A 22,712-nucleotide genomic window follows, 5' to 3' on the forward strand; every position below is an offset into this window, starting at 1 on the left:
AGCATCTTTCTGCGTACGGTGGGTCGCGTGGACGGGCTCCGGGAACGGAAGAAGCAGCAGACGCGGGTGGCGCTGAGCTGGGCGGCGATCCGGCTCGTCGTCGAGCGCGGGCTCGACGCCGTGCGGATCGAGGACATCGCCGAGGAGGCGGGCGTCTCGCTGCGCACCTTCCGCAACTACTTCCCCACCAAGGCGGACGCGATCGCCTACCGCCATCTCGAGCGCAGCCGGCAGATCGCCGACGAGCTGCGGGCCCGGCCCGCCGGCGAGCCGCTGTGGACCGCGATCCGCGAGGCCGTCGGGGCACGGTTCGCGCTCGGGGCGGACGAGGGGCCGGGTGGGGGGCCGGGTGGGGGGCACGGCCTCCCGGATCCGGAGTGGGTGGCCGGCGTGCGGCTGATGGTCACCGAACCCGCACTGCAGGGCGCGATGCAGAAGGCCGCCGCCACGGCCGCGCAGGCGTTCGCCGAGGCCGTGGCCGCGCGGACCGGCACCGATCCCGGCGACCTCTACCCGAAGCTCGTCGCCGCCTCGGTCGCCGCGGCCGTCGGCGTCGCCACCGAGCACTGGCTGCGGGCCGATCCCCCGGTCCCGATGGCCCCCCTGCTGGCCGAGGCGCTCGACCGGCTCTCGTCCGGACTTCCCGAGGAGGAGCAATGAACCAGGTCGTGATCTCCGGCGCCGGGCCCAACGGCCTGATGCTCGCCTGCGAGCTGGCGTTGGCCGGCGTGCGGCCCCTGGTGCTCGAGCGGCTCACCGAGGCCGCCACCGAGCCGAAGGCGAACGGGCTGGTCGGGCAGGTCGTCCGGATGCTGCACCGGCGCGGCCTCTACGACCGGCTGACCGACCAGCCGCTGGCGCCCACACCCGGGTTCGTGTTCGGGGCGCTGCCGATGCCGCTGGCCGACCTCGGCGACCATCCCCTGTACCTGCTCGGGGTGCCACAGCGTCAGGTCGAGCGGGTCCTCGGCGAGCGGGCCGCGGAGCTGGGCGTCGAGGTCCGTCGGGGGCATGCGCTGACCGGCCTCACCCAGGACGACGACGGGGTGACCGTGGAGGTCAACGGCCGCGAACGGATTCGCACCGAGTACCTCGTGGGTGCGGACGGCGGACACAGCCCGACGCGCCGGCTCGCCGGGATCGGCTTCCCGGGCGTGACCCACGACGACTCCGTCTCCCGCACCGCGCACGTCACGGTCCCTGCGGAGTGGGTCGACGCCACCGACACCCTGACGGTGCCCGGGTACGGCCGGATCCCCGGGTTCCTGCACCACCGCACGGACCGCGGCCTGTTCGTCTTCGCGCCCTTCCCCGGCCGGCCCGCGCTGGTCAGCACGATCGAGTGGGGCGCATCCGAGCCCGCCGCTCCCCCGACGATCGCCGAACTGGAGGCCAGCGTCCGCCGGGTCCTGGGTGCGGACGTGCCCCTCGGCCCGCCCGCCGGCGACGGCCCGCACCTGCTCCGGCGCCTGACCAGCGGCAACACCCGCCTCGCCGACCGCTACCGCGAGGGCCGCGTGCTCCTGGTGGGCGACGCCGCGCACGTCCACTCCGCGATCGGCGGGCCGGGCCTGAACCTCGGCCTGCAGGACGCCGTCAACCTGGGCTGGAAGCTGGCCGCCGCCGTCCACCGGGGCGCCGCGGACCTCCTCGACACCTACGAGGGCGAACGCCGCCCGGTGAGCGAGCGGGTGATCATGTCGAGCCTCGCCCAGTCCGCGCTGATCGCGCCCGGCGACGAGGTCACGGCGCTGCGCACGCTGATGACCGAGCTGTTCGAGGAGCCGACCGTGCGCCGGCGGATCGCGGACCTGATGGCGGGCGCGGACGTCCGCTACGACACCGGGTGCGACCATCCCCTCGCCGGCCGGTTCGTGCCCGGCACCGCGCAGGAGCGCCGGGCGCGGGCGCAGCTCGTCGATCCGACCGGGGCACTCGATCCGGGGTCGTGGGAGGTCGACGTCGTCGCGGGAGACGGCCCGGCGATGCTGGTCCGGCCGGACGGGTACGTGGCCTGGGCCAGCACCGAGCCCGACCAGGAGGGCCTGACCAGGGCACTCTCCCGATGGCTCGGCCCTCAGGTGTGCGGGGTGCTCTCGTAGGCCATCGCGCCGATGTCGTTGCCCTCGGTGTCGAGGAAGCGCATCAGCCGCCCGACGCCCGGGATCGCCGAGGCCGCGAACGTGATCGTGCCGCCGTGGGCCTGCACCGCCTCGGCGACGGCGTCGACGTCGTCGACCGCGAAGGTCGGCTCGATCCCGTTCAGGCCGGTGCCGGTGCGGGGCTCCTCGCGCCGGTGCATCAGGCCCTGGATGCCCGGGGACTCGTCGGTGCCGGTGTGGACGAGGTAGAAGCCGGGCGGGCCCCAGGGTTCGAAGTCCCAGCCGAAGACCGCCTCGTAGAAGCGACGGGCGCGGTCGACGTCGTCGACGTGGAGGGCGAAGGAGGCGAGGTTGGCGGGCACGGGGTCACGCTAGGACCGCTCGTCGGCGCGCCGCAATCTCGCTATTCTGCCGACCGATGTCGAGAAAACGGCGGCGGGTGACGGACGAACCGTTCCTCGTCGTACGGACGTCCGCGTCGGACCACCGGGACGGGTCCCGGATCGGCGCCCACTCGCACGGCTGGCACCAGCTCGTCCACGTCCGGTCCGGGCTGACCACGGTCCGCACGCCGGCCGGCACCTGGATCGCCCCGCCCACCTGGGCGGTCTGGCTGCCGGCGGGCGCGGAGCACGAGCTGCGGTTCACCGGGGCGAGCGCGCTGCGCACCGCCTACGTCCGGCCCGACCGCGCGCCGGGCGGCGACTGCCGCGCGTTCGCGGTCAGCCCGCTGCTGCGCGAGCTGCTCGCCCGCACCACCGAGCTCGGCATGCTCGACGAGCGCGACCCCACCGAGGCCGCGGTGACGTCGCTGATCCTGGCCGAGCTCGACGGCGCCGGCCAGGCCGCGATCACGCTGCCGGAACCGGCGGGCGGCCCGACCGCGGAGGCGGCCCGGCTGATCGGCGAGGACCCGGCCGGCAGCACCACCGCCGCGCTCGCGCGGGCCGTCGGCCTGGGCGTCCGCACCCTCGAACGCCGCTTCCTCGACGACACGGGCCTGACGGTCGGCCGCTGGCGCCGCCAGCTGATGCTGCTGCGCGGCCTGGAGGTCGTCGCCGCCGGGGGCACCGCGGTCGCGGCCGCCCGGGCCGCGGGCTACGCCACCCCGAGCGCCTGGGTCGCGGCCTTCCGCAGCACCTTCGGCACCACCCCGAGCCGCTGGTTCACGCCGTGACCGCCGCCGGCTGCCGGCGCAGGCTGCGGTCGGCGACCGTGAGCAGCAGGAACAGCACCCCCGCCCCGAGCATGAGCCGGGCGAGGTGGTGCATCCCCGGCGTCGTCGCCTCCTGTCCGAAGGACGCGGCGGTCATCGCGGCGGCCACCATCGAGCCGAGGTAGCCGAAGGTGCGGAGCAGACCCGCGGAGGAGCCCATGCGCTCGGGATCGGCCTGGTGGTAGACGGCGTTCTGCAGCGCGAGGGTGGTGGCGCCCTGCGGGATCCCGAAGACCACCGCGAGCAGCAGGAGCATCCACACCGGGCTGGTGCCGGTGAGCAGCAGCATCAGCCCGCAGCCCGCGATCTGCCCGACCGCGCCGAGCAGGAGCGTGCCGCGGACGCCGCGGCGCCGCCCGGTGATCGCCGAGACGGCCATGCCGACCACGAACATTGGGATCTGCACCAGCCCCGCCTCGAACGGCGTGAGCCCGAACCCCTGCTCGGTCCACTGCGTGAAGCCGTAGAGGAAGGCGTAGGTGACCGTGAACGAGACGAGCGCGCGCAGGTAGGTCGTCACCAGCGGCAGGTTCCCGCCGAGGACCTGCAGGTCGATGAACGGGTCCCGGGTCCGCAGCTCCCGCAGGGCGAACGCCGCACCGGCCGCCACGGTGATCACCACGAGGTACCAGCTGCTCAGCCGCAGGTTCATCAGGAACAGCAGCAGCGCCACGAGCATCACGGCGAACAGGCCCATGCCCGGCAGGTCCAGGCGCGCCCGGCTCTCCACGGCGTGGTGCGGCTGCGTCGGCAGCCGCAGCACGCCCAGGAGGAAGGCGGCGGCCGCGAGCGGCACGTTGACCAGGAAGACGCTGCGCCAGCCGCCGACCCCGATCAGCAGCCCACCGAGGAGCGGGCCGATCACCGCGATCGTCTGGTTGGCCACGGCGAGCGCGGTCAGGACGGTGCCCGGGCTGTCCCGGCCGGTGCGCTGCGCCTCGCTGCGCAGCAGCGCCATGGCGGCGGGATAGCCCGCGCACGTGCCGAAGCCGAGCAGCACGCGCGCGGCGACGAGCACGCCGATGCCGGGTGCCAGCGCGCCCACGATCCCGGCGACCCCCACCAGGCTCGTGCCGATCAGGAACAGCCGGCGCGGCCCGAAGAGGTCGATCAGCCGGCCGACGACCGGCTGCCCGAGGGCGGTCGCCAGGTACAGCGCGGACACCAGCCACGCCGTCTCCGCGGGGGGCGCCCCGAGCGCGACGCCGATCGGCACCAGCGCGACGGCGATGATCGTCGAGTTGACGGGGTTGAGGATCGAGCCCAGCAGCATCGGCGGGATGAGCCGCCGGTCGAAGGCGGGCTGGGCCGCCGTGTCAGTCACGGGTCAGCCGCCCGAGGATCTCCATCGCGGCGAGCACCGTCTCGCGTTCGCTCTCCGTGCACTTCTCCTGCAGCTGCCCGGCCAACCACTCGTCCCGCGCGCGCCGGCCCTCGGCGACCCGCTCGCCACCGGCGGCGGTCAGCACGATCCGCTGCCGACGACCGTCGGTCGGGTCGGCCCGACGCTCCACCAGCGCCCGCTCGGCCAGGGCCGCCACGATCGCGCTCATCGACTGGTGCCGGACCCCCTCCGCCGCGGCCAGGTCGCTGACCGTCAGCTCCTTCTCCGAGGAGAGGCGGGCGAGCACGGAGGCCTGGGCGACGCTCATGTCATCGGCGTCGGAGGCGGCGAGGATCCGCCGCCGCAGACGGCTGATGACGGCGCGGACCTCCCGCGACGCCGAGACGGCGGTGTCGGAGAGGGGCATGTAGCCATGCTAACCGAAATGTTCAGTCGAACTGCGCAGTCAGCCTGTATATCGACCGACGATGCCGGTGAGGACGAGGTCGATCCCGGCGAGGAACTGCGCGCGGTCGTCGTGCTCTCGCATCTGGTCCGCCACGGCGCGCGCGAACGGGTAGCCGTCGAGCGCCTTCCAGGTCTCGGCCACCTCGCCGAGGAACTCCGCCCGGCCCACCCCGGGTGCCGCTACCCGCGCGTTCGCCGCGTTCTGCGCGGCGGCGCCGAGGACGTACTGCATCAGCACCGTCGTCACGGTGAACCAGTCGCGCTCGGGCACGCCCAGCGCCTGGACCTGCCGCCCGACGCGCTCGAGGATCAGCGGCCCGCCGGCCTGCCACGAGCTCGCGGAGAGCTGCGCGGCCACCCACGGATGGGCGTCGATGGCGTCGAACAGCCGGAGCGCGATCCCGCGGAGGGCGTCCTGCGGTGACCCCGCGGCCTCCGCCTCCAGCGCCGCCACCACCACCCCGTCGGTGGCGACGGCGAGCAGCTCGCCCTTGTTCGCGACGTGGTGGTAGATCGCGCCGGGCCCCGTGGCGAGCCGTTCGGTCAGGGCCTTGAAGGTCAGACCGCCCTCGCCGTCCGCATCGAGGAGGGCGACGGCGGCCTCGACGATCCGCTCGCGGGAGAGCGCCTCCGCCCGCCGTGTCCGTGATGTCACAGCCACCATCTTGACATGGATGGAACGTCGTTCCAAGATTGGAATGTCATTCCAGCACCTGTGGGGGAGTCACCATGAACGTCACGATCATCGGCGCCGGCCTCGGCGGCCTCGTCCTCGCCCGCGTCCTGACCGTCCACGGCATCGCCGCCACCGTGTACGAGGCCGAGACCTCGGCGAGTGCCCGCGCCCAGGGCGGGATGCTCGACGTCCACGACTACAACGGCCAGCCGGCCCTCGACGCCGCCGGGCTCCTCGACGGGTTCCGCGGCCTCGTCCTCGAAGGCCGTCAGGCCATGCGGGTCCTCGACCGAAACGGCACCGTGCTGCTCGACGAACCGGACGACGGCACCGGCGGCCGTCCGGAGGTCCAACGCGGCGAGCTGCGCAGCCTGCTGCTCGACTCGCTGCCCGAGGGCACGGTCCGCTGGGGCCGCAAGGTCACCGGCGTCCGCGCGCTCGGCGGCGGCCGCCACGAGGTGGCGTTCGCCGACGGCAGCACCGTGACCACGGACCTGCTGGTCGGGGCCGACGGCGCGTGGTCGAAGGTCCGCCCGCTGCTCTCGGCCGCGACGCCGGAGTACTCCGGCCGTTCCTTCGTCGAGACCTACCTGTACGGGGCCGACACCCGCCATCCCGAGGCCGCCCGCGCGGTCGGCGGCGGGGCGCTCATGGCGCTCGCGCCGCGGAAGGGGATCCAGGCCCACCGGGAGCGCGGCGACACCCTGCACACCTACATCGCGCTCGTCGAGGAGCAGGACTGGTTCTCCGCCATCGACTTCTCCGACCCGGAGGCGGCCACCGCACGGGTCGCGCAGGAGTTCGAGGGCTGGGCCCCGGAGCTCACCGCGCTGATCACCGAGACGGACACGCCGCCGGTCCTGCGCTCGCTGCACACCCTGCCCGTCGGTCACCGCTGGGACCGGGTCGCCGGGGTGACCCTCGTCGGCGACGCCGCCCACCTCGCACCGCCGAACGGCGAGGGCGCCAACATCGCGATGCAGGACGGCGCGGAGCTCGGCATCGCTCTCGCGGCCCACCCCGGCGACGTCGAGGCGGCCCTCGCGGAGTACGAGCAGGCGATGTTCCCCCGCGGTGAGGAGGCCGCCGCGGACGGCGAGGAGCTCTACGCCCTCATGTTCGGGGAGGAGGCCCCGCAGAGCCTCGTCAGCGCCTTCACCGCCGCTGCCGCCGCCTCGGCCGAGCCCGCACCGTCCGCCGCCCGATCCGCACGATGATCGCCGTTGCGGTGCGGGCAGGCACCGTCGCCATGCCTCACCGCACCGAAACGGTGATCACCGCGTCCGCCAGAGCGTCTCCCAGCCCAGGTCCGCGAAGCACGGGCCCTGGACCGCCTCGGAGAACTTGATGTCGTTGTGGCCGGCGTTCCACTCGAGGACCTTCACCTCGTCGTCGGAGTCGACGACGACGTCCCACCCGACGTTGCGCGCGAACGGCATCCGCCGGTGGAGCTCCACGACCGCCGCCGTGCAGCTGCCGAACCCGGGCGCGCGGTTCCCCGCGAACGTCACGCCCGTGTCCGGGTGCGCGGTGAGCGTCCTCCAGTCCGTGGTGAAGCCGTCGTCGGCGAAGGCACCGGTCTCGGGGTCGAGGGCGACCCGCAGGTGGCTGGTCGACTGCACGTGGGTGTCGCTCGCCCGACCGAGCCGCAGGTAGGCCGCGCGCACCCGGCACCCGCCGTCGTCCGTGACGGTCGTGGTGATCCGGATCGTGGCCACCGACGCCGGCGTGAACTCGGCGAACAGCGGGTGCTGGCGCACGTAGGTCTGGAACACCCCGCTCGGCAGCCGGGCGAGGCCGTCGGCGCCGAACCCGGCGCGGTCGAGGATCCGGACGCCCTGCCCCTGCACCGAGTCGTCCGACTTGAACACGACCCGGTCCGAGTCCGCGAACAGCACCGCCACCAGGTCGGCCCGGTCGAGGTGCTCGAGGTCGCGACCGTAGAGGCCCCCGTTGACCCAGTAGGCGACGTCGGCGAGCAGGTCGGTCTGCAGGAGCCGCCGCGACAGCGGCTTGAGCTTCGAGACCTCGCCGTAGGGCCCCTGCACCGCGGGCAGCACGATCCGCCCGTAGTAGTTGTCCGGGATCCAGCCGGTCCTGAACTCCCCCGCGACGGCGGCGTACACCCGCAGCCAGGGCGCGTACCCGTGCCGGCCGAGCACGTCGCCGGCGTAGTCGTCGCACGCCTTGATCAGCGCCGGGTCCGTCGCACCCCGCTCGCTCTCCACGGAGGCGAGGACCGCCGCCGCCTGCCCGCGGTGCTGCCGGTGGAACCGGACGTCCCCCGCGGCCCGCAGGGCTCGAAAGGCCAAGGCTTCCAAGGACGTCATCGGCCCAACTTCCCGGATCGGAGAGCTCCCTCGGCCCCACGACAGGGGCCTCGAGGCGTCTCGGGAAGGCCAGGCTCGCAGAGTCCCGCGAACGGGGCGACCGGGGGCGAACGCCCACCGGCACCGGTCCGCGCGCAGGCCTCGGCTCACCTCACGGCTCACCCCGCCCCTGCGGGAACCGCGCGACCGCCTCGTCGATCAGGCCGCCGACCTCGTCGACAGCGACGACACCGCAGTTCACGAGGCCGGCCAGCCCCTGGAGGGTGGCGAGGAAGATCAGCGCGACCCGCTGCGGCGTCGAACCCGGCGGCAGGTCCCCCTGGAACACCCGGACCAGCGGCGCGAAGGCCGCCGCGGCGCCCTCGCCCACCGCGTCGCCGCCCGCTCCGTGCGTGTGGGCGAACATCAGCTCGGCCAGGTTCGCCTCGGAGATCGCGAACTCGAGGTAGGCGCCGGCGATCGAGCGAACCCGCGTCGACGGGTCGGGCGAGGCGTCGACGGCCTCCCGCAGCCGGGCCCCGAGCAGTGCGAAGCCCTCGACGGCGAGGGCGTCGAGAAGCTGTTGCCGGTCGGGGAAGTAGCGGCGCGGCGCCGCGTGAGTCACGCCGACAGCGGCGGCCAGCTCGCGGAGCGACAGTTCCGAGGCCCCCCGTTCCCGAACCACCGCCGTCGCGCGCTCCAGCACCGCCTGGCGCAGGTTGCCGTGGTGGTACGGACGGGCAGGCGTCATGCGCGCAGTCTACCCACGATGTATCCGTTGACTAGATAGTCTCCAGTGGATACATTCGGCGGCATGCACACACTTGCTTCGCTCTCGCAGGTACCGGATCAGACGGGCCGCACGGTGATCGTCACGGGCGCCGGCAGCGGGATCGGCCGCGCCGCCGCGGCCGCACTCGCCGCCAGGGGCGCGCGGCTCGTCCTCGCCGTCAGGGACCAGGACAAGGGCCGGGCCGCGGCCGCATCGATGACCGGCCAGGTCGAGGTCCGCCCGCTCGATCTCGGGTCGCTGGCCTCGATCCGGGACTTCGCCGCCGGCGTCGACGGCCCGGTCGACGTGCTCGTCAACAACGCCGGGACGATGACCGACTCGCTGCACCACACCGCGGACGGCTTCGAGCTCCAGCTCGGGGTCAACCACCTCGGACCCTTCGCGCTCACGAACCTGCTCCTGGACCGGATCACCGGCCGCGTCGTGTCGGTCTCGTCGGCCGCGTACCGGTCCGCGCAGATCGACTTCGACGATCTGCAGTGGGAGCGGCGCCCCTACGCCCCGTTCGGCGCCTACGGGCAGTCCAAGCTGGCGACCCTGCTGTTCACCACCGAGCTGCAGCGCCGTCTGAACCTGGCCGGCTCGTCGGTGACCGCCACCGCCGCCCACCCCGGCTGGGCGTCCACGGGCTTCCGGATCACCAGCGGCAACCGGCTCCTCGACACCCTGGCGGCCGCCGTCACGCCCCTGCTCGCCCACGGACCCGAGGGCGGCGCGCTCCCCACCCTGCTGGCGGCCGTCGGCGACGTTCCCGCCGGGAGTCTCGCCGGCCCGAGCCGCTTCGGCGGCGTCCGAGGACCGGCGACGGCGGGGGGAACGTCCGCCGCAGCGACGGACCCCGACGCCGCCGCCCGGCTGTGGGACGTCTCCGAACGCCTCACCGGCACGCGCTTTCCGCTCACCCGGGCGGTGCCGACACCGGACCCCTCGGAGGTCTGATCGTGCGCGGCATCGAGTACCACCGAGAGCTGCCGCGGACCCGCCCGGGACGATGCGCGCCCGCCGGGTCCGGTGCTCAGCGGGCCCGGATCCCGTTCAGCACGACGTCGAGGTAGTGGCGGCCGGCGGCGGCACGTGCCTGCGGATCGTCGGCCGGCTGCAGCCTGGCCGAGTAGGCGATCCCGCACATCAAGGGAGTCATGTCGGCGAGCGTGATGCCGGGCGCGAGCCGCCCCGCCTCGCTGACCCGCCCGAACAGAGTGGTGAACAGCGAGGACAACCGCTCGAGCAGGTGCGCTGTGCCGGGGAGGGCAGCCTGGGGCGCGGACAGCACCGGGGACAGCGCGGCGTCGGCGAGCTGCGCGTCCACGATCCCGACCAGGAAGTCACGGAAGGCCGTCCAGGGGTCGTCCCGGTCGACGGCCCGTTCGGCGGCCCGGATCAGCGCCTCCAGACCGTCCACCGACACCGCCTCGATCAAGGCCTGTGGCGTGGGGAAGTGCCGGTACACCGTGGCCACGCCGACGCCGGCCGCACGGGCCACCTCGTTCAGCTGGACCGGGGCGCCGTCCGCGACCAGCTCCCGGCCGACCTCGATGATCCGCCGGCGGTTGCGTACGGCGTCCTTGCGGAGCGGGGAAGCGGCCACCCGCCCAGCATAAACGGATGAGTCATCCGGTCGTGCTAGGGTCGCCACAAACGGATGACTCATCCGTTTCGTCGTCCGCTCATCCGTGGAGGAAGCGTGCAGATCCTCATCACCGGCGGCACCGGCTACCTGGGCTCGGTGCTCGTCGAACACTTCGTCGCAGCAGGCCACGAGGTCGTGGCGCTCACCCGGTCCCCGGAGTCGGCAGCCAAGGCGACGCAGGCGGGCGCGCGCCCTCTGCCCGGCAGCCTGACCGACACCGCGCTCCTCGAGAAGGCCGCAGCGGACGCCGACGCCGTGGTGCACACCGCGGTGGACTACGACGGTGGCGAGGACGCGTTCGCCGCGGAAGTCGCCGCGGTGGAGGCGTTGACCCGCGGGGCGGGGAAGGCGGGCACCGGCAAGCCGTTCCTCTACACCAGCACGAACCTGGTCTACGGGCTCGACCCCGCCCACCCCCGCGACGAGGACGCCGAACTGCCGGAGCCCGGCCCGCAGCCGTTCAAGCTCGTCGGCGAGCGCCTGGTGCGCGAGGCTGCGGGCCTGGGCGGCGTCGTCATCCGCGCGGGTCTGATCTACGGCCGGGGCGGCTCGCTCCTGCTGACCAGCCTCATCGACGCCGCGACCCGCTCGGGCACCGCCGTCTACATCGACGCCGGCGACAACGAGTGGACCCCGGTGCACGTGGACGACCTGGCGCGGCTGTACCTGGCCGCCCTGGAGCACCCGGTGGCGGGCATCTACAACGCCGCGGGACCGCAGCAGTTCAGCTTCCGCGAGCTGGCCGAGGCGATCGCGGACCTGACCGGAACCACGGCGACCTCGATCACCGCCGGCCAGGCCGAGAGCGCCATGGGGCCGAGAGCCGCGCTGCTCGGTTCCTCGGCGCGGATCCGTTCCCGGAAGGCGCGCGACACCTTCGGGTGGAGCACCAGCGGTCCGGCCCTGCCGGACGATGTGCGCTCCGGTTCCTACCAGGTCGTGAAGCCGTGAACCCCAGCCTGGCCAGCCGTGCCGTCGTCGGCCTCCTGCGCGTGGCAGGGCTGAAGAAGCGCCAGTTCGACCCCGGCCGGTTCCTCGCCGAGGTGGCCACCCCGTCCCCGCCGCGCCTGCGGGGTGTGACGGTCCGGCGGGAGGAGTTCGACGGCTGGACGGTCCATCGGCTGACACCCGCCGATCCGGTGCGGAACCATGCCGTCTATCTCCACGGCGGCGCCTGGGCCGCCCCCATCACGACGCAACACTGGAGGCTGGCCGCCCGGATCGCCGTCGAATCCGGTCGAGACGTCGTGGTGCCGCTGTACCCCCGCCTGCCCACCGCCACCCACTCCGACGTCCTCCCGGTTGCGCTGCGCCTGTTCGAGCACGTCCGACGCCAGGGGCCGACCGCGCTGATCGGTGACTCGTCGGGCGCGAACATCGCCCTGTCCGTGCTCCAGGCACTGCCCCCGCTGAGCCGGCCGGACCTCACCGTGCTGATCTCGCCTTCCCTCGATCTGACCTTCACCAACCCGGGGATCGCCGACATCGCACCGCGGGACCCGTTGCTGAATCTCGAGCACATCAGGGTTCTCGCGGCCCGCTGGTCGGCCCCGGCCGATCCGTCGCACCCGCGGGCCAGCCCGCTGAACGGCCACCTGGACCACCTCGGACCCGTCCACGTGTACGCCGGGACACGCGACCTCCTCTTCCCCGACGCGGTCCTGCTCCGGGACCGGGCCGAGCAGGCGCCCGGAACCGATCTCCACCTGCACATCGGCGAGGGGATGATCCACGACTGGCCGATCATGCCGACCCCCGAGGGCCGTCGGACGACCGGAGACATCGTCGCGCTCCTGCGAGGCGCAGGTGGTGGGGGTGAGGGCTGATCGCGGGACGCTGAACGGCAGGGGCTTCCGTTGCGTGCCTGTGCGTTGCCGTCAGGATCGTTCTTCGGGACGCTGCGGGCCACAGATGCGACACTGGGAGAGCCAAGGAGGTGTCCGCGATGAGCATGCCTGCCGCAGGCGAGCAGCACGAGTTCGTGGTCGCACCGGAGCTGGCCGAGGTTGCCGAGCGCCTGGGCCTTCCCCTGCACACGGGAGACCGGGTCCGCTTCGAGGTGATCGAAGGTGGAGCCGCGCCGGCGACGCCCGTCGCCGCCTCGGATGGCTGGGTAGCGTCGCAACCGGCCACGGCGACCTCAGCGAGCGAGCCAAGGACGAGATCCGCGACAGCTTGGGGCACGAGTCCTGAGCGTGATCGCCATCACCGAGAGGCTCTCGATCACCACGATCCTCACGACGGACCGGCGCCACTTCTCCGCGGTACGACCGTCACGTCGAGGCGTTCGCTCTGCTGCCATGACTGTCCGCCGCCTCACTGCTGCCGTGAACCGGGCGAATCGGAACGGTGCCGAGCGGAGAATCCGCTGGTGAGAGGGTGTGGCCAGGGGCGGGGTCGAACCGCCGACCTTCCGCTTTTCAGGCACGGTCGCGCGTGATCACTGAGTCCGTGGGAGTCCAGCGCGTCCCGCTGACCTGCATCGGCGTCCCGATCCGTGCGCCTGGTGCTGACCCCGTTGCTGAAGCTCCGGCTACAGCGGCGCCCGGCTGACCAGGCGCTCCCCCACCTGCTCACTCCGCGGCCTTGCTCGTCGTCCTGGCCGCCTCATCGACCGGGCCGGCCGTGTCAAGGCTGGAACACCGCGGCGCCGGCCCCGCCCCTTCCTCTTCTGGTGCTCGATCCTCGGGAGCCTGGGCGGGGCCGGCGCCGTGGTGTTCCAGCCTTGATGCGGTCGGCCCGGTCGTTGACGATTGCTGCGGACGAGCTGGCGCCTCCGTCTCCCCGGAGCCTTCTACGCCTCACCCGGTTCTGGTCCCGGCGCTGCCCGGGCGCGCCGGCGGGGAGCGGAGCGGCAAGGCCGAGCGCGCATGGAGGGCTCCGCCCCGGCCCGCCAGGGCCAGCTTGAAGACGTACAGAAAGTTCTCACCAGAAGACTAGGCGTACCCGGCTCTGCCCTGGAGCCGGCTGCTCGACGGACTGGTTGACGCCAGCAACAATGTCGATCTTCGGACCACCAGCGTCGATGAATGGCTGCAAGTCTATTGACTGCATTGCCGCGCGGAGGTCTAGCCGTCGCAGCCGCGGCAGACTGGCCAGAGTCTCGACGCGGTCGACCTTCGAGCCATAAAGCGAAACGTCGGATAGACTCTCAATTTGAGTCAGCACGGAAATGTCACCGAGTTCACAGTCACGTAACCATAGGCGCTCCAGAGGAAGACCTAGCAGATCAGCGGGGCGCAAGTTCCGGCCATCATGCACGTTCAAGAACGTCAAATTTGGTGCGACCTGAGCAACCTTCTTGAGTCCACCCGAGACCTGAAATGGCTGCAATGAGAGCCCTGTCAAGTGCTCCGACATCTCTGCTAGTCGGTCAATGTTACGCAAACCATTGAGGCCGAAGAGATCGAGGCTCCTTAGCTTCTCGAACGCAGGAATCGCAGAAAGCTCACGAAGACCAGAGGCACCATTCAACGTGAGGTGTGAGATTTGAGGCGAGTTCGAGAGAGCTTCGAACAGCTCCAGCGAGTCTACACCTTGAAGTTGCAGACTTCGCAATTCCGACAGGCTCTGCAGGGTCCCTAGCCCGCGAATCCCCGTATGATCGCCGAAGACTGACAGCATCAGCAGGTTGCTCGCGCCCTGAAGGGGGGAAAGATCTACAGTGCCTTCGACCTTCACACTGACAATCCGGAGAAATGGGATCTCCGCAAAGCATCGGAGGTCCGATAACACCCGAGACCGCGAAGCTTCGAAATGCACCGAGGTCAGGTTCTTTAAATATCCTAGGTATGGAAGAACTTCGGTCCGACCAATTTGAAGTCGTCCACGATCGAGAGGAGCGTCAGCGAGAACCTCCCGCGCATATTTCTCTGTATCAAAGTATCGCCACGCGTTCACTAATTGGGCCTGAACACGCGGTCTCGCGTCAGAGGCATAACCAGACAACATACGCAGCGAGCGATCGTTCCCCACGAAAGCTGCACACTCGACACATGCCGCAGCCTCCGTGTCGCGGAGTCCTTCAAGGGACGCAGGCAACATCTTCAACGCGTCATCGCCGAGAATAGCGAGTGCTCGCGCCTCAGGAAGACGAGCAGGCGGGATCAGAGAGCTCAGAACTCGGTCGACCTTGGCGCTCGTCTCGGGCAGCAATTCATCTTTGGCGGTCTCAAGACACGCAGCTGTTAGCAGTCGAATTTGCCGGGACCTGCGCGTACCATCGCCAGCCTGATCAAGGAGTCCGTTTATTAGCTGTTCACGCAGAGGTCGAGTCGCATGGCCAGCAGCCATGACAATCACCTCGCGCCAACTGTCGCGCGTGGCCTTGCTTAGCAGCACGTCGATGTAGTGCTCATCAATTGCCTCTTGGGCTGCAAGATACTCTTGAAAAGTCTTATGAACGAAGTCGACCTTTCCCTGCGTCGGGCTACGCAATAATCCGCTCCGTTCGAGCAGATGCTGCAAAACCTTGCTCGCGTCATCAACGATAGTCGGCATACGACCTATGACGTGACCTACATGGTTAAGCGCAGTACTCACACCCATTTCCGCTCTTCCCGCAAGCGTCATCCGCCATGCAAGATGACGCAGAATTGTCAACGCTAGTCGGGCTGGCAGTTCACCTGAAAGTTGTGCCGCCGGGATCTCGCGGCCGGAGTCTCTCCGTTCCAGCAGTAGAAGGATGGCGTCCTCATATAGCTTCATCCGGTCAGCTGGTAAGCGAGTCTGACGGTCGAGGTTTAGCGCACACAGCATTGCACACATCAGCGGGTTCGTTGCCAGTGACTGCAAGTGCCTTCTAGCAGCTAGCTGACGGTGGAGCGATGTCTCGTATCTATCTAGTTCCGGCGGATCACAAGGAAGAGACACGTCCCCCTCACGCGCAGCTTCGCCAATGGCGGTGTGCCATCGATGAAGGAACTCGGCCACATCAGGAACAGACATTGGCTCAAGCTGGATCTGGGTAAAACCGGCACTCTTCAGCCAGTCCTTCTCGACCGCGCTCGGACGGCTCGTTACTACGATAGGAACCTCTGGGTACGCCGACGAAAACTGCTTCAGAGACGAATTAATGCTTCGGCGACGTCCCGGTCCTATCTCGTCGACGCCGTCAACTAGAAGTATGGCCTTCCCTTCCACGAGGTGAATGTGTTCCCAGCCCTCGGGCTTGAATGCGCTCAGTTCGGGAGCGGTTACGGACACAAGGTTGTCGGCCTCAGGAAGAGAGTTGCCAGACCAGCTTCTCAGCTTCAGCACGAACGGCACCAGCGAGTTCCAGCCGACAAGAGGTCCAGTGAATTCTGAACGCGCAGCGGTGACAGCGATCCATTGGAGAAGAGTTGTCTTTCCGGAGCCCGCGTTCCCGACGATCAGAGTTCGCTGGCTCTCACCAAGAGCAGATTCCACGGAGAGACTACTAGTGATGCTTCGAGAAGCCCCTGCACCTTCAGCAATTTCATCGTCATCCACATTAACGACAGCTTGGTGCTGCTGCCGCCGCTCAACTCCTGAACTGACCGACAGCGTCATGTAAGCAACTGAAACCCTAGATCTCGGTCGGTAATTTCGGGTGTCGATTCCGAAGATCTCTAGCGCTTCCTGTGATTCGATGGTTGAGCGCATGTATCGGGTCAAGAATTCTGAATCATTGAGATGAAGGCCAGTGCGCGGTAAAGCAGCTAGCACCTCGTCGAGCCGGTTAGTCGCCTCGGTGAACCTTGAAAGCAGCTCAGCTACCGCGCGACCTGTGAACTCGGGCAGACTTTTTAGGATCTCGACGATTACGATACAGCAGTCATCGAGCACGCGATCGTACAAGGCGTACGCGTCGCTACTTAGTAGCGCAGTACTTACTTTGACTCGACTAGCACGGCGAATCTCTTCAGAGATCTTCCTCGCGTCGACGTCGTTTGCAAATAGCACGTTGTCGTCTATGTCAGGAGTTAGGAGAGAATCGACAACGGCTTCTAAGGCGGCGCTCTTCTCATTCTCTGGGAGATTCCGAAACTCGACCATATAAAACTGTTCGAGGCGCTTCGTGGTGTGATCGACAATATCGTCGACCTGACGTTCGAACTTCCTTCTCTGAAATCGATCCATCCCTCCGAGAGACACCAGATCCATGAGCTCGGATTCTCTGCTGATGCGCGCCGCTCGTTTCTGGGTCCAGCGCTTCAGCGCAAGCTTTGCAACTGTCTTCCCCAGACTCAGACCTGTCGCCTCTAGGCTCAACTCTCACCCCTCTATGCGGTTTCTGCAACTTCCATCGTCGGATGTGCCAGAGCCGTTACAGCTAGTCAAATCTGATGAAGTGTCCTACCCACCGACTGTAGAGTTCGCTCACGAAGTGTCGACGCCGAAAGCCCACCTCAGGGTGTAGAATCGTAGGCATGCGTGGCGCAGGAGACTCTCTAAGCATCGGGAGAGCGTATGCCTTCTATAGCGCGCGTCGTGGACTGACCCAGACTCAGCTTGCAAATCTCGTCGGGCGTCGCACAGACTGGCTGAGCAAGATCGAGCGCGGAGAACGTCCGCTTCGCAACGTTGAGCTAATTGCCGCCGTAGCTCGGGTTCTGCGAGTCTCGCTCCCCGATCTGATGGGTCAGCCGGTTCTCCTCGAAGAGGAGAACCGCCGAGACGGCATTCCAGCTATCCGCGATGCGCTGATGGCGCCTGGCCAGCTCTCCCGCACCCTATTCTCCGTGTCCGAATCCCCGACCAAGGTGTTGAGCCTAGAGCAGTCTTCTCGCCTGGTCGAGTTCGCTTGAGCTTCCTACCAGGCAGGGAGAATCGGCGACGTCGTCGCTTCGCTCCCCCGCCGGATCCGCGAAGCGCAGGAATTGGAACAGCACTTAGGAGTCGGGGCAGGTACAGGCGGTTCGGCATGGGCCGTTTCGGCTCGCGTCCATCATCTTGCGGCAACGACTCTCAGCAAGGTTGGAGAGTCTGATCTTTCTTGGATCGCGGCCGAGCGCGCCATGAGGGCTGCCGATGAGTCCGGCGATCCACTGGTTCTCGCCTCAGCGGCCGTGCGGCGACTCGCGCGCTGCTGGCAATCGGACGCTACGACGATGCATCGCATCTCGGGGAGACGGCGGCTCGCTGGTTGGAGCCACAAGTAGCGGATGGCGACCCGGAAGCGTTGAGCCTCTTCGGGATGCTCCAAGGACCGCGCGACGGTGGCAGAACTGCTCGGGCGGGCGGCTCGTGCCGCCGAACAGCTCGGGGTGGACGCGAACTACTGGCAGACGGGCTTTGAACCCACAAACGTCGAGCTGCACCGACTCTCCGCTGGTCTCGACCTCGGGGACGTCGCTTGGGTCGCCGAGCACGGGCAGCAGGTGGGTGCGGAGGATCTGCCGGTCGAGCGGCGGGTCACGCACATGATCGACATCGCTCGGGCGCTCTCTTACCTCGCCAAGGACACCGAGGCCCTGGACCTCCTGCTGAACGCTGAGAGGCAGGCGCCGGCTCTCGTGCGGCACAGTGCTTCCGTGCGGGAGATGGTCAAGGACATGCATCGGCGGTCCCCGGTGACGGGCGGGTCGCGCTCGTCGGAGCTGCTGGCGTTCGCGCAGCGCTGCCGGGCGGTGGCGTGAGTCGGCGGACGATTGGGCTCATCGCCTGCGCCGCCGGCGGGGCCGAGACGATCCGGGCTGACTTCGTCGAGCCGGCTATCGAGCGCGGCTGGGACGTCGCGATCACGCTGACCCCGACCACGGCGACGTGGCTGGAGGAGTCCGGCGAGGCGGCCAAGCTCGAAGAGCTGACCGGGCACCTCGTGCGCAGCTCCCCGCGGATGCCGGGCGAGACGAGCCCGCACCCGCCGATCTCCTGCTACGTCGTCGCGCCGGCCACGGCCAACGTCGTTGCCAAGCTCGCGCTCGGGATCTCCGACAACCAGGCCCTCACGACGGTGAACGAGGCCATTGGGGGCGGCGTCGTCCCGGTGGTCGTCTTCCCACGGGTCAACGCCGCGCACACTCGCCACCCCGCCTGGGAATCTCACCTGGCGGCCCTGGGGTCCGCTGGGGTACACCTGGTGACCGGCGAGGACCTCTGGCCGCTCTACGAGCCGCGAGAAGCCCCGCCCGGCCGCCCGCTCCCGTGGTCGACCATCCTGGACCTGGTCGAGCAGGTCACTGCGGCAACGCGGTAGCACTCCCCCGCACCGCGCAACCCCTGCCAGAACAGACCCGGACAGTTTGTCCGGGTCCTTTCGCGACCTCGGGCTTCTCCTGGTGAGGCACCACTCAGTGCCCCTCGATTAGGAGACCGGCCGTGCGACTGCTGATCGACACCACCCAGATGAACTTCACCTTCGACCGCCGCCTCGACGACAACGGCGTCCACCGTCTCGACCGCCGCACCGGCGCCCCGCTGTGGGGCTGCCCAGCTCGTCGTGATGGACCCCGAGGGCGCCGACACGATCACCGTCACGATCGCCGCGACCGAGCCGCCCCAGCTCCAGCAGGGGCAGCCGGTCACCCTTATCCGGCTGGTCGCGATGCCCTGGTCCCGCAACGGCCGCGCTGGCGTCGCCTACCGCGCTGACGAGGGCCGCCCCGTCGCTGCTACCAAGAGCGCGTGAGGAGATCGTCGGCCACACGGACATGAGTGTGACGCTCGGCATCTACGCGCACGTGTCGTCGAAGGACAAGCGCGAGGCCCTGGCGCTGCTGCAGGAGCAGATCGGACGACCCCGTTGCTACAGCTGAGCGATTCGGGAGGGCCAGGCTGGGAGAAGTGCCTGGTGAGAGGGTGTGGCCAGGGGCGGGGTCGAACCGCCGACCTTCCGCTTTTCAGGCGGACGCTCGTACCAACTGAGCTACCTGGCCCCGGCTCCGTGAGGAGCCTGGAAAGTGAAGCGACCCAGACGGGACTCGAACCCGCGACCTTCGCCGTGACAGGGCGACGCGCTAACCAACTGCGCCACTGGGCCTTGCTGTGTAGCTGGTGGAACCGTACCCCCAACGGGATTCGAACCCGCGCTGCCGCCTTGAAAGGGCGGAGTCCTAGGCCGCTAGACGATGGGGGCTCGGCCAACCCGGAGGCGGACCTTCACCTCCAACGGCTGTCCGTTGGGAGTGAGGAAAGCATAGGACACGTCCGAACGCCCTCCCACACCACCCCTCCCCACCCCTGTCCGCGCAGGTCAGGCCGGCATCGGCGGCCCGATCACGCCGGGAATGGCGCGATCGGGCGCCATGATGACCTGCGACACACCCGTCAGCGGCTCACCGGGGGCGGGAGATCGGGGTTGCTGGACACGAGGCCGAGCATGTCGAGCAGCAGGCGGAGGTCCTCGGGGGACTGCGAGTTGTCGGCGACGACCCGGCGGGCCTGGTGGACCTGCTCGTCGGACACCCGGTACGCGTCCGCCGCGGTCCGCGGCGAGGGGATGGAGCCCGACGGCGCCGCGTGCTCGTCGGACACTGCACCGTTCACGCCACTTGCCCGAATGCTGTCGATCCCGCTCAACGACGCCTCCCCGTTCGTTCGCCACCCCTGGCGGTTTCGGGGGCATGCCGGAGCCGGCGCGGAGCCTCACCCGTCCGGCCCGCACCCGGCGCGTAGCGCGGTCACCCCCGTGACCGTGGCCGGAACGTTACCTACCGGAGACCTTCCACGCATGCCCCTTCCCGGGTGAGGGATGCGACCGTGCGTCACACTCCGATCACCGGACACCCCCCGCGTGCCGTACCCCTGAGGGGTATGGTGGCGGCGAGAGCGAGACGACCCGGGAGGCGAGATGGCCGGCTACTCCGGCGAGCGCGAGGCGCACCAGCGCCGGCTGCGCCGCATCGAGGGCCAGATCCGCGGCCTGCAGCGCATGGTCGACGACGACGTGTACTGCATCGACGTGCTGACCCAGGTGTCCGCGGCGACCCGCGCCCTGCAGTCGTTCGCCCTCGAGCTCCTCGAGGACCACATGAAGGGCTGCGTCGTCGACGCGGCCCGCAACTCCCCGGAGGAGGGCGCGGCGAAGGTCAAGGAGGCCTCCGACGCGATCGCCCGGCTCGTGAAGTCCTGACCCCCGAGAGAAGAGGCTCCCCGCCATGACCGTCGAGACCCCGTTCCGCACCACCGTCACCGTCACCGGGATGACCTGCGGGCACTGCACCGCGTCCGTCCAGGAGGAGGTCGGTGAGATCGCCGGCGTCCGCGCCGTCGAGGTCGACCTGGCCAGCGGCGCCGTCACGATCACCGCGGACCGCGCGCTCGGCCGCGGCGAGATCGAGGCGGCGGTGTCCGAGGCCGGCTACACGCTGGTCTGACGGGCGGGGACACCGGATCGGGCGCGCCCGGCGGCGAGGCCCGTGGCGGCCCGCCGGGGCCGCGCACTAGCGTCCCGGGCCATGCCGGCCTTCCGGGAACGTCGTCCCTCGCGCCACGGCGCGCCCGCCAAGCGGGCGGAGGCCGAGCTCGAGCAGCACGATCCCGAGCTCGACTCGTACCTCGCCGCGCTCGCGCCCGAGGCGGAGACCGGGAAGTTCGGCAGCGCCCAGGTGCTGCAGGTCCGGCTGCCCGCGCTGCGGATCGAGCAGCTGCGGCAGGTGGCCGAGGAGCGGGGCACGTCGGCCGCGGCCCTGGCCACGGACTGGATCGTGGAGCGTCTGGAGAACGAGGACGCCCCGACCGGCCCGCTGCCCGTCACGGCCCGCGAGGCGGGCCGCCGCGCCCAGATGCGCCTCCGCCGCCGCCCGCGCTGAGCAGCGAACGCCACTCGGGCCACCCGGGGTGCGGAGCTCAGCGCGGCGCCGAGACCACGACCTTCGCCGAGTCCGGGCCCGGGTCCGCGAGGCACGGGCTCCCGCTCAGCCTCGACGGATCGACCGCCCCGGCCAGCGCCCGGTAGCCCGCGGCGGAGAGGTGCAGGCCGTCCCCCGCGTCGTAGGCCGGGGCGAGCCGGTGCGGGTCCCCCGGGTCCGCGACCGCGGCGGCGAAGTCGAACACGCCGTCCGCGTGCGCCGGACCGTCCGTCCGGATCCAGGTGTTGACGGCGTCGCGCTGCAGGTCCGCCCATGCCGATCCGTGATCCCCCGCGGTCGACGGCGTGATCGTCGTCAGGAAGATGCGGCGGCCGCCGGCCCGGACCTGGTCCGCGTAGTCGACCATCGCCGAGACGATCCTGCCGGCGTCGACACCGGCGGCGAGGTCGTTCGTCCCGATGTGGAGGACGACGTCCCGCGCGCCGGGCACGTCCGCCACGTCGTCGGCGAGGCGCGCCACGGGGGCCGGGCCGACCACGCCCGAGACCAGCTGGTTCGACGAGATCCCCGCGTTGAGGACGGGCATCGTGTCGCCGCCGGTGAGCCGCGCGGCCAGTGCGTCGGACCAGCGGTCGTCGCGGTCGGGGTCGCTGCCCACCCCGTCCGTGATCGAGTCGCCCACCAGCACCACGGCGTTCTCCGCTCGCGGTGCCCGGACGTCGATCCCGGTGAGCACGAACCACGATCCGACGGGCCGGGTGTACGCCGCACCGCTCACGGCGTCGACCACGTCCCCCGCGTCCCCCGGCCCGGAGACGTACGAGGTCTGCAGCGCCACCGGATGTCCGCTGACCTGCGCGGGCGGCGCGTCGGGCAGGTGCAGGCTGATCGCCACGGACCTGCCCCGCTCGGCCACGAACGGTGCGGAATCGCTCTCGAGCTCGGCCCCGGGCGGCACCTCGACCCCCGCCGCACCACCGAACGTCAGCGGCCGGACGCTCCCGGGCACCAGCGCCGCACCGGCGCCGGCGGTCCCGGCCGAGGCGGAGTCGATCCGCAGCGGGGTGGCGCCGAACCGGTTGGACACCCGGATCCGCAGCTCGGAGCCCGTGGCCTGGGGGCGCACGAGCATCCTCAGGGTGCGCCCGGCGAGACCGGGGTCCGGCACGGCCTCGGGGCTGGTGCGCCAGGCCGCCACCCAGGCCGGCCCGCACTCCGACGGCCCGGGCAGCGATGCCGACGCCGAGGCGGACGCCCCACCGGATCCCAGCGGCAACAACGCGACGGCCAGCCCGAGGACGGCGACCGCACCGACGAGGCCCGCGACGAGGCTCCGTCCCGACATCCGACCGAGCAGGGTTCCCAACCCCGCACCCCCTCGTCGTCACCCGACCGTGTGAGCCGGTCCTCACCGGGACGAACGATTTCGGCCGGCGATCCGCCTATCGGCCATCCGGGTGGTGACGTTACGTAGAACCT

The 22,712-nt window shown here is 70.3% G+C and carries 24 protein-coding genes and 4 tRNA genes; 14 read left to right on the forward strand and 14 right to left on the reverse strand.

What is annotated here, in order from left to right:
• Window positions 1-27 precede the first annotated feature (27 nt).
• Both ABD324_RS28855 and ABD324_RS28860 read left to right on the forward strand, forming a co-directional pair.
• Window positions 28-660 (forward strand): acyl-CoA-like ligand-binding transcription factor, encoded by a 633-nt coding sequence (locus ABD324_RS28855; protein ID WP_344424068.1) that lies wholly within the window; start codon window positions 28-30, stop codon window positions 658-660.
• Complete coding sequence (locus ABD324_RS28860; RefSeq protein ID WP_344424070.1) at window positions 657-2,102, forward strand: FAD-dependent monooxygenase; 1,446 nt, start codon at window positions 657-659, stop codon at window positions 2,100-2,102. The genes ABD324_RS28855 and ABD324_RS28860 overlap by 4 nt, the downstream gene beginning before the upstream one ends.
• On the opposite strand, the gene ABD324_RS28865 is transcribed toward ABD324_RS28860, so the two are convergent.
• Window positions 2,078-2,464 carry a VOC family protein gene (locus ABD324_RS28865; protein ID WP_344424073.1) on the reverse strand — a complete coding sequence of 129 codons (387 nt, stop codon included), beginning with the start codon at window positions 2,462-2,464 and terminating at the stop codon, window positions 2,078-2,080. The genes ABD324_RS28860 and ABD324_RS28865 overlap by 25 nt on opposite strands.
• 56 nt (window positions 2,465-2,520) lie before the next feature.
• Here ABD324_RS28865 and ABD324_RS28870 point away from each other — a divergent pair, with 56 nt between their 5' ends.
• Entirely contained in the window at window positions 2,521-3,279 is a 759-nt protein-coding gene (locus tag ABD324_RS28870) for a helix-turn-helix domain-containing protein (protein ID WP_344424076.1), read from the forward strand.
• On the opposite strand, the gene ABD324_RS28875 is transcribed toward ABD324_RS28870, so the two are convergent.
• From ABD324_RS28875 to ABD324_RS28885, 3 genes are read right to left on the reverse strand one after another with little or no spacing between them, the layout of a single operon-like run.
• Window positions 3,269-4,642 carry an MFS transporter gene (locus ABD324_RS28875; protein ID WP_344424079.1) on the reverse strand — a complete coding sequence of 458 codons (1,374 nt, stop codon included), beginning with the start codon at window positions 4,640-4,642 and terminating at the stop codon, window positions 3,269-3,271. The genes ABD324_RS28870 and ABD324_RS28875 overlap by 11 nt on opposite strands.
• The gene (locus ABD324_RS28880) at window positions 4,635-5,069 is read right to left on the reverse strand and encodes a MarR family winged helix-turn-helix transcriptional regulator (protein ID WP_344424082.1); all 435 of its coding nucleotides are present in this window, start codon (window positions 5,067-5,069) and stop codon (window positions 4,635-4,637) included. The genes ABD324_RS28875 and ABD324_RS28880 overlap by 8 nt, the downstream gene beginning before the upstream one ends.
• A 39-nt stretch (window positions 5,070-5,108) precedes the next feature.
• Window positions 5,109-5,774, reverse strand: coding sequence for a TetR/AcrR family transcriptional regulator (locus tag ABD324_RS28885; RefSeq protein WP_344424085.1), 666 nt, complete (start codon window positions 5,772-5,774; stop codon window positions 5,109-5,111).
• Window positions 5,775-5,839: 65 nt separating this feature from the next.
• Between ABD324_RS28885 and ABD324_RS28890 the strand changes: the two genes are divergently transcribed.
• Entirely contained in the window at window positions 5,840-7,003 is a 1,164-nt protein-coding gene (locus ABD324_RS28890) for an FAD-dependent oxidoreductase (protein WP_344424088.1), read from the forward strand.
• 57 nt (window positions 7,004-7,060) lie between these two features.
• Here the strand turns inward: ABD324_RS28890 and ABD324_RS28895 are convergent, their stop codons facing one another.
• Both ABD324_RS28895 and ABD324_RS28900 read right to left on the reverse strand, forming a co-directional pair.
• Window positions 7,061-8,116 carry a sugar-transfer associated ATP-grasp domain-containing protein gene (locus tag ABD324_RS28895; protein ID WP_344424091.1) on the reverse strand — a complete coding sequence of 352 codons (1,056 nt, stop codon included), beginning with the start codon at window positions 8,114-8,116 and terminating at the stop codon, window positions 7,061-7,063.
• A 151-nt stretch (window positions 8,117-8,267) separates the two neighbouring features.
• Window positions 8,268-8,846: a TetR/AcrR family transcriptional regulator gene (locus ABD324_RS28900; protein ID WP_344424094.1), complete on the reverse strand. Its 579-nt coding sequence runs from the start codon at window positions 8,844-8,846 to the stop codon at window positions 8,268-8,270.
• A gap of 63 nt (window positions 8,847-8,909) precedes the next feature.
• On the opposite strand from ABD324_RS28900, the gene ABD324_RS28905 reads away from it, so the two are divergent.
• On the forward strand, window positions 8,910-9,827 hold the full coding sequence (locus ABD324_RS28905; RefSeq protein ID WP_344424097.1) for an oxidoreductase: 918 nt from the start codon (window positions 8,910-8,912) through the stop codon (window positions 9,825-9,827).
• A gap of 76 nt (window positions 9,828-9,903) precedes the next feature.
• On the opposite strand, the gene ABD324_RS28910 is transcribed toward ABD324_RS28905, so the two are convergent.
• Entirely contained in the window at window positions 9,904-10,476 is a 573-nt protein-coding gene (locus ABD324_RS28910) for a TetR/AcrR family transcriptional regulator (RefSeq protein WP_344424099.1), read from the reverse strand.
• Window positions 10,477-10,572: 96 nt separating this feature from the next.
• Between ABD324_RS28910 and ABD324_RS28915 the strand changes: the two genes are divergently transcribed.
• Both ABD324_RS28915 and ABD324_RS28920 read left to right on the forward strand, forming a co-directional pair.
• Window positions 10,573-11,469 (forward strand): NAD-dependent epimerase/dehydratase family protein, encoded by an 897-nt coding sequence (locus ABD324_RS28915; protein WP_344424103.1) that lies wholly within the window; start codon window positions 10,573-10,575, stop codon window positions 11,467-11,469.
• A complete protein-coding gene (locus tag ABD324_RS28920; RefSeq protein ID WP_344424105.1) occupies window positions 11,466-12,344 on the forward strand; it encodes an alpha/beta hydrolase fold domain-containing protein in 879 nt (292 codons plus the stop codon). The genes ABD324_RS28915 and ABD324_RS28920 overlap by 4 nt, the downstream gene beginning before the upstream one ends.
• A gap of 556 nt (window positions 12,345-12,900) precedes the next feature.
• Here ABD324_RS28920 and ABD324_RS28925 read toward each other — a convergent pair.
• Both ABD324_RS28925 and ABD324_RS28930 read right to left on the reverse strand, forming a co-directional pair.
• Window positions 12,901-12,997: transfer RNA gene (locus ABD324_RS28925), tRNA-Phe, on the reverse strand.
• Between the two features lie 446 nt (window positions 12,998-13,443).
• The gene (locus tag ABD324_RS28930; protein ID WP_425565927.1) at window positions 13,444-16,752 is read right to left on the reverse strand and encodes an NACHT domain-containing protein; all 3,309 of its coding nucleotides are present in this window, start codon (window positions 16,750-16,752) and stop codon (window positions 13,444-13,446) included.
• A 158-nt stretch (window positions 16,753-16,910) separates the two neighbouring features.
• Between ABD324_RS28930 and ABD324_RS28935 the strand changes: the two genes are divergently transcribed.
• From ABD324_RS28935 to ABD324_RS28950, 4 genes are all read left to right on the forward strand, one after another.
• Window positions 16,911-17,288, forward strand: coding sequence for a helix-turn-helix domain-containing protein (locus ABD324_RS28935; RefSeq protein WP_344424111.1), 378 nt, complete (start codon window positions 16,911-16,913; stop codon window positions 17,286-17,288).
• A 411-nt stretch (window positions 17,289-17,699) separates the two neighbouring features.
• A complete protein-coding gene (locus ABD324_RS28940; protein WP_344424114.1) occupies window positions 17,700-18,119 on the forward strand; it encodes a hypothetical protein in 420 nt (139 codons plus the stop codon).
• Window positions 18,116-18,679: a flavoprotein gene (locus ABD324_RS28945; protein ID WP_344424117.1), complete on the forward strand. Its 564-nt coding sequence runs from the start codon at window positions 18,116-18,118 to the stop codon at window positions 18,677-18,679. The genes ABD324_RS28940 and ABD324_RS28945 overlap by 4 nt, the downstream gene beginning before the upstream one ends.
• Window positions 18,680-18,922: 243 nt before the next feature.
• Entirely contained in the window at window positions 18,923-19,111 is a 189-nt protein-coding gene (locus ABD324_RS28950) for a hypothetical protein (protein ID WP_344424119.1), read from the forward strand.
• A 173-nt stretch (window positions 19,112-19,284) separates the two neighbouring features.
• Here the strand turns inward: ABD324_RS28950 and ABD324_RS28955 are convergent.
• From ABD324_RS28955 to ABD324_RS28970, 4 genes are all read right to left on the reverse strand, one after another.
• Window positions 19,285-19,358: transfer RNA gene (locus ABD324_RS28955), tRNA-Phe, on the reverse strand.
• 30 nt (window positions 19,359-19,388) lie between these two features.
• A tRNA-Asp gene (locus ABD324_RS28960) sits at window positions 19,389-19,462 on the reverse strand.
• A gap of 23 nt (window positions 19,463-19,485) precedes the next feature.
• Window positions 19,486-19,558: transfer RNA gene (locus tag ABD324_RS28965), tRNA-Glu, on the reverse strand.
• Window positions 19,559-19,749: 191 nt separating this feature from the next.
• Entirely contained in the window at window positions 19,750-19,968 is a 219-nt protein-coding gene (locus tag ABD324_RS28970; protein WP_344424121.1) for a hypothetical protein, read from the reverse strand.
• Window positions 19,969-20,272: 304 nt separating this feature from the next.
• Between ABD324_RS28970 and ABD324_RS28975 the strand changes: the two genes are divergently transcribed.
• The 3 genes from ABD324_RS28975 (at window position 20,273) to ABD324_RS28985 (ending at window position 21,233) form a co-directional block, all read left to right on the forward strand.
• Window positions 20,273-20,554 (forward strand): metal-sensitive transcriptional regulator, encoded by a 282-nt coding sequence (locus ABD324_RS28975; protein ID WP_344424124.1) that lies wholly within the window; start codon window positions 20,273-20,275, stop codon window positions 20,552-20,554.
• Window positions 20,555-20,579: 25 nt separating this feature from the next.
• Window positions 20,580-20,798 carry a heavy-metal-associated domain-containing protein gene (locus ABD324_RS28980; protein WP_344424127.1) on the forward strand — a complete coding sequence of 73 codons (219 nt, stop codon included), beginning with the start codon at window positions 20,580-20,582 and terminating at the stop codon, window positions 20,796-20,798.
• 81 nt (window positions 20,799-20,879) lie between these two features.
• The gene (locus ABD324_RS28985) at window positions 20,880-21,233 is read left to right on the forward strand and encodes a hypothetical protein (protein WP_344424130.1); all 354 of its coding nucleotides are present in this window, start codon (window positions 20,880-20,882) and stop codon (window positions 21,231-21,233) included.
• Between the two features lie 37 nt (window positions 21,234-21,270).
• Here the strand turns inward: ABD324_RS28985 and ABD324_RS28990 are convergent, their stop codons facing one another.
• Window positions 21,271-22,578, reverse strand: a complete 1,308-nt coding sequence (locus ABD324_RS28990; protein WP_344424133.1) for a GDSL-type esterase/lipase family protein — start codon at window positions 22,576-22,578, stop codon at window positions 21,271-21,273.
• Between the last annotated feature and the right edge of the window lie 134 nt (window positions 22,579-22,712).

This window comes from Pseudonocardia ailaonensis (genome assembly GCF_039531635.1).
Lineage (GTDB): Bacteria > Actinomycetota > Actinomycetes > Mycobacteriales > Pseudonocardiaceae > Pseudonocardia > Pseudonocardia ailaonensis.

What these genes read in the sequence shown, in the direction of transcription:
- ABD324_RS28860 (WP_344424070.1), top strand. Translation starts at nt 657, where the DNA reads ATGAACCAGGTCGTGATCTCCGGCGCCGGGCCCAACGGCCTGATGCTC.
- ABD324_RS28870 (WP_344424076.1), top strand. Translation starts at nt 2,521, where the DNA reads ATGTCGAGAAAACGGCGGCGGGTGACGGACGAACCGTTCCTCGTCGTA.
- ABD324_RS28880 (WP_344424082.1), bottom strand. Translation starts at nt 5,069, where the DNA reads ATGCCCCTCTCCGACACCGCCGTCTCGGCGTCGCGGGAGGTCCGCGCC.
- ABD324_RS28885 (WP_344424085.1), bottom strand. Translation starts at nt 5,774, where the DNA reads ATGGTGGCTGTGACATCACGGACACGGCGGGCGGAGGCGCTCTCCCGC.
- ABD324_RS28890 (WP_344424088.1), top strand. Translation starts at nt 5,840, where the DNA reads ATGAACGTCACGATCATCGGCGCCGGCCTCGGCGGCCTCGTCCTCGCC.
- ABD324_RS28895 (WP_344424091.1), bottom strand. Translation starts at nt 8,116, where the DNA reads ATGACGTCCTTGGAAGCCTTGGCCTTTCGAGCCCTGCGGGCCGCGGGG.
- ABD324_RS28900 (WP_344424094.1), bottom strand. Translation starts at nt 8,846, where the DNA reads ATGACGCCTGCCCGTCCGTACCACCACGGCAACCTGCGCCAGGCGGTG.
- ABD324_RS28905 (WP_344424097.1), top strand. Translation starts at nt 8,910, where the DNA reads ATGCACACACTTGCTTCGCTCTCGCAGGTACCGGATCAGACGGGCCGC.
- ABD324_RS28935 (WP_344424111.1), top strand. Translation starts at nt 16,911, where the DNA reads ATGCGTGGCGCAGGAGACTCTCTAAGCATCGGGAGAGCGTATGCCTTC.
- ABD324_RS28975 (WP_344424124.1), top strand. Translation starts at nt 20,273, where the DNA reads ATGGCCGGCTACTCCGGCGAGCGCGAGGCGCACCAGCGCCGGCTGCGC.
- ABD324_RS28980 (WP_344424127.1), top strand. Translation starts at nt 20,580, where the DNA reads ATGACCGTCGAGACCCCGTTCCGCACCACCGTCACCGTCACCGGGATG.
- ABD324_RS28985 (WP_344424130.1), top strand. Translation starts at nt 20,880, where the DNA reads ATGCCGGCCTTCCGGGAACGTCGTCCCTCGCGCCACGGCGCGCCCGCC.
- ABD324_RS28990 (WP_344424133.1), bottom strand. Translation starts at nt 22,578, where the DNA reads ATGTCGGGACGGAGCCTCGTCGCGGGCCTCGTCGGTGCGGTCGCCGTC.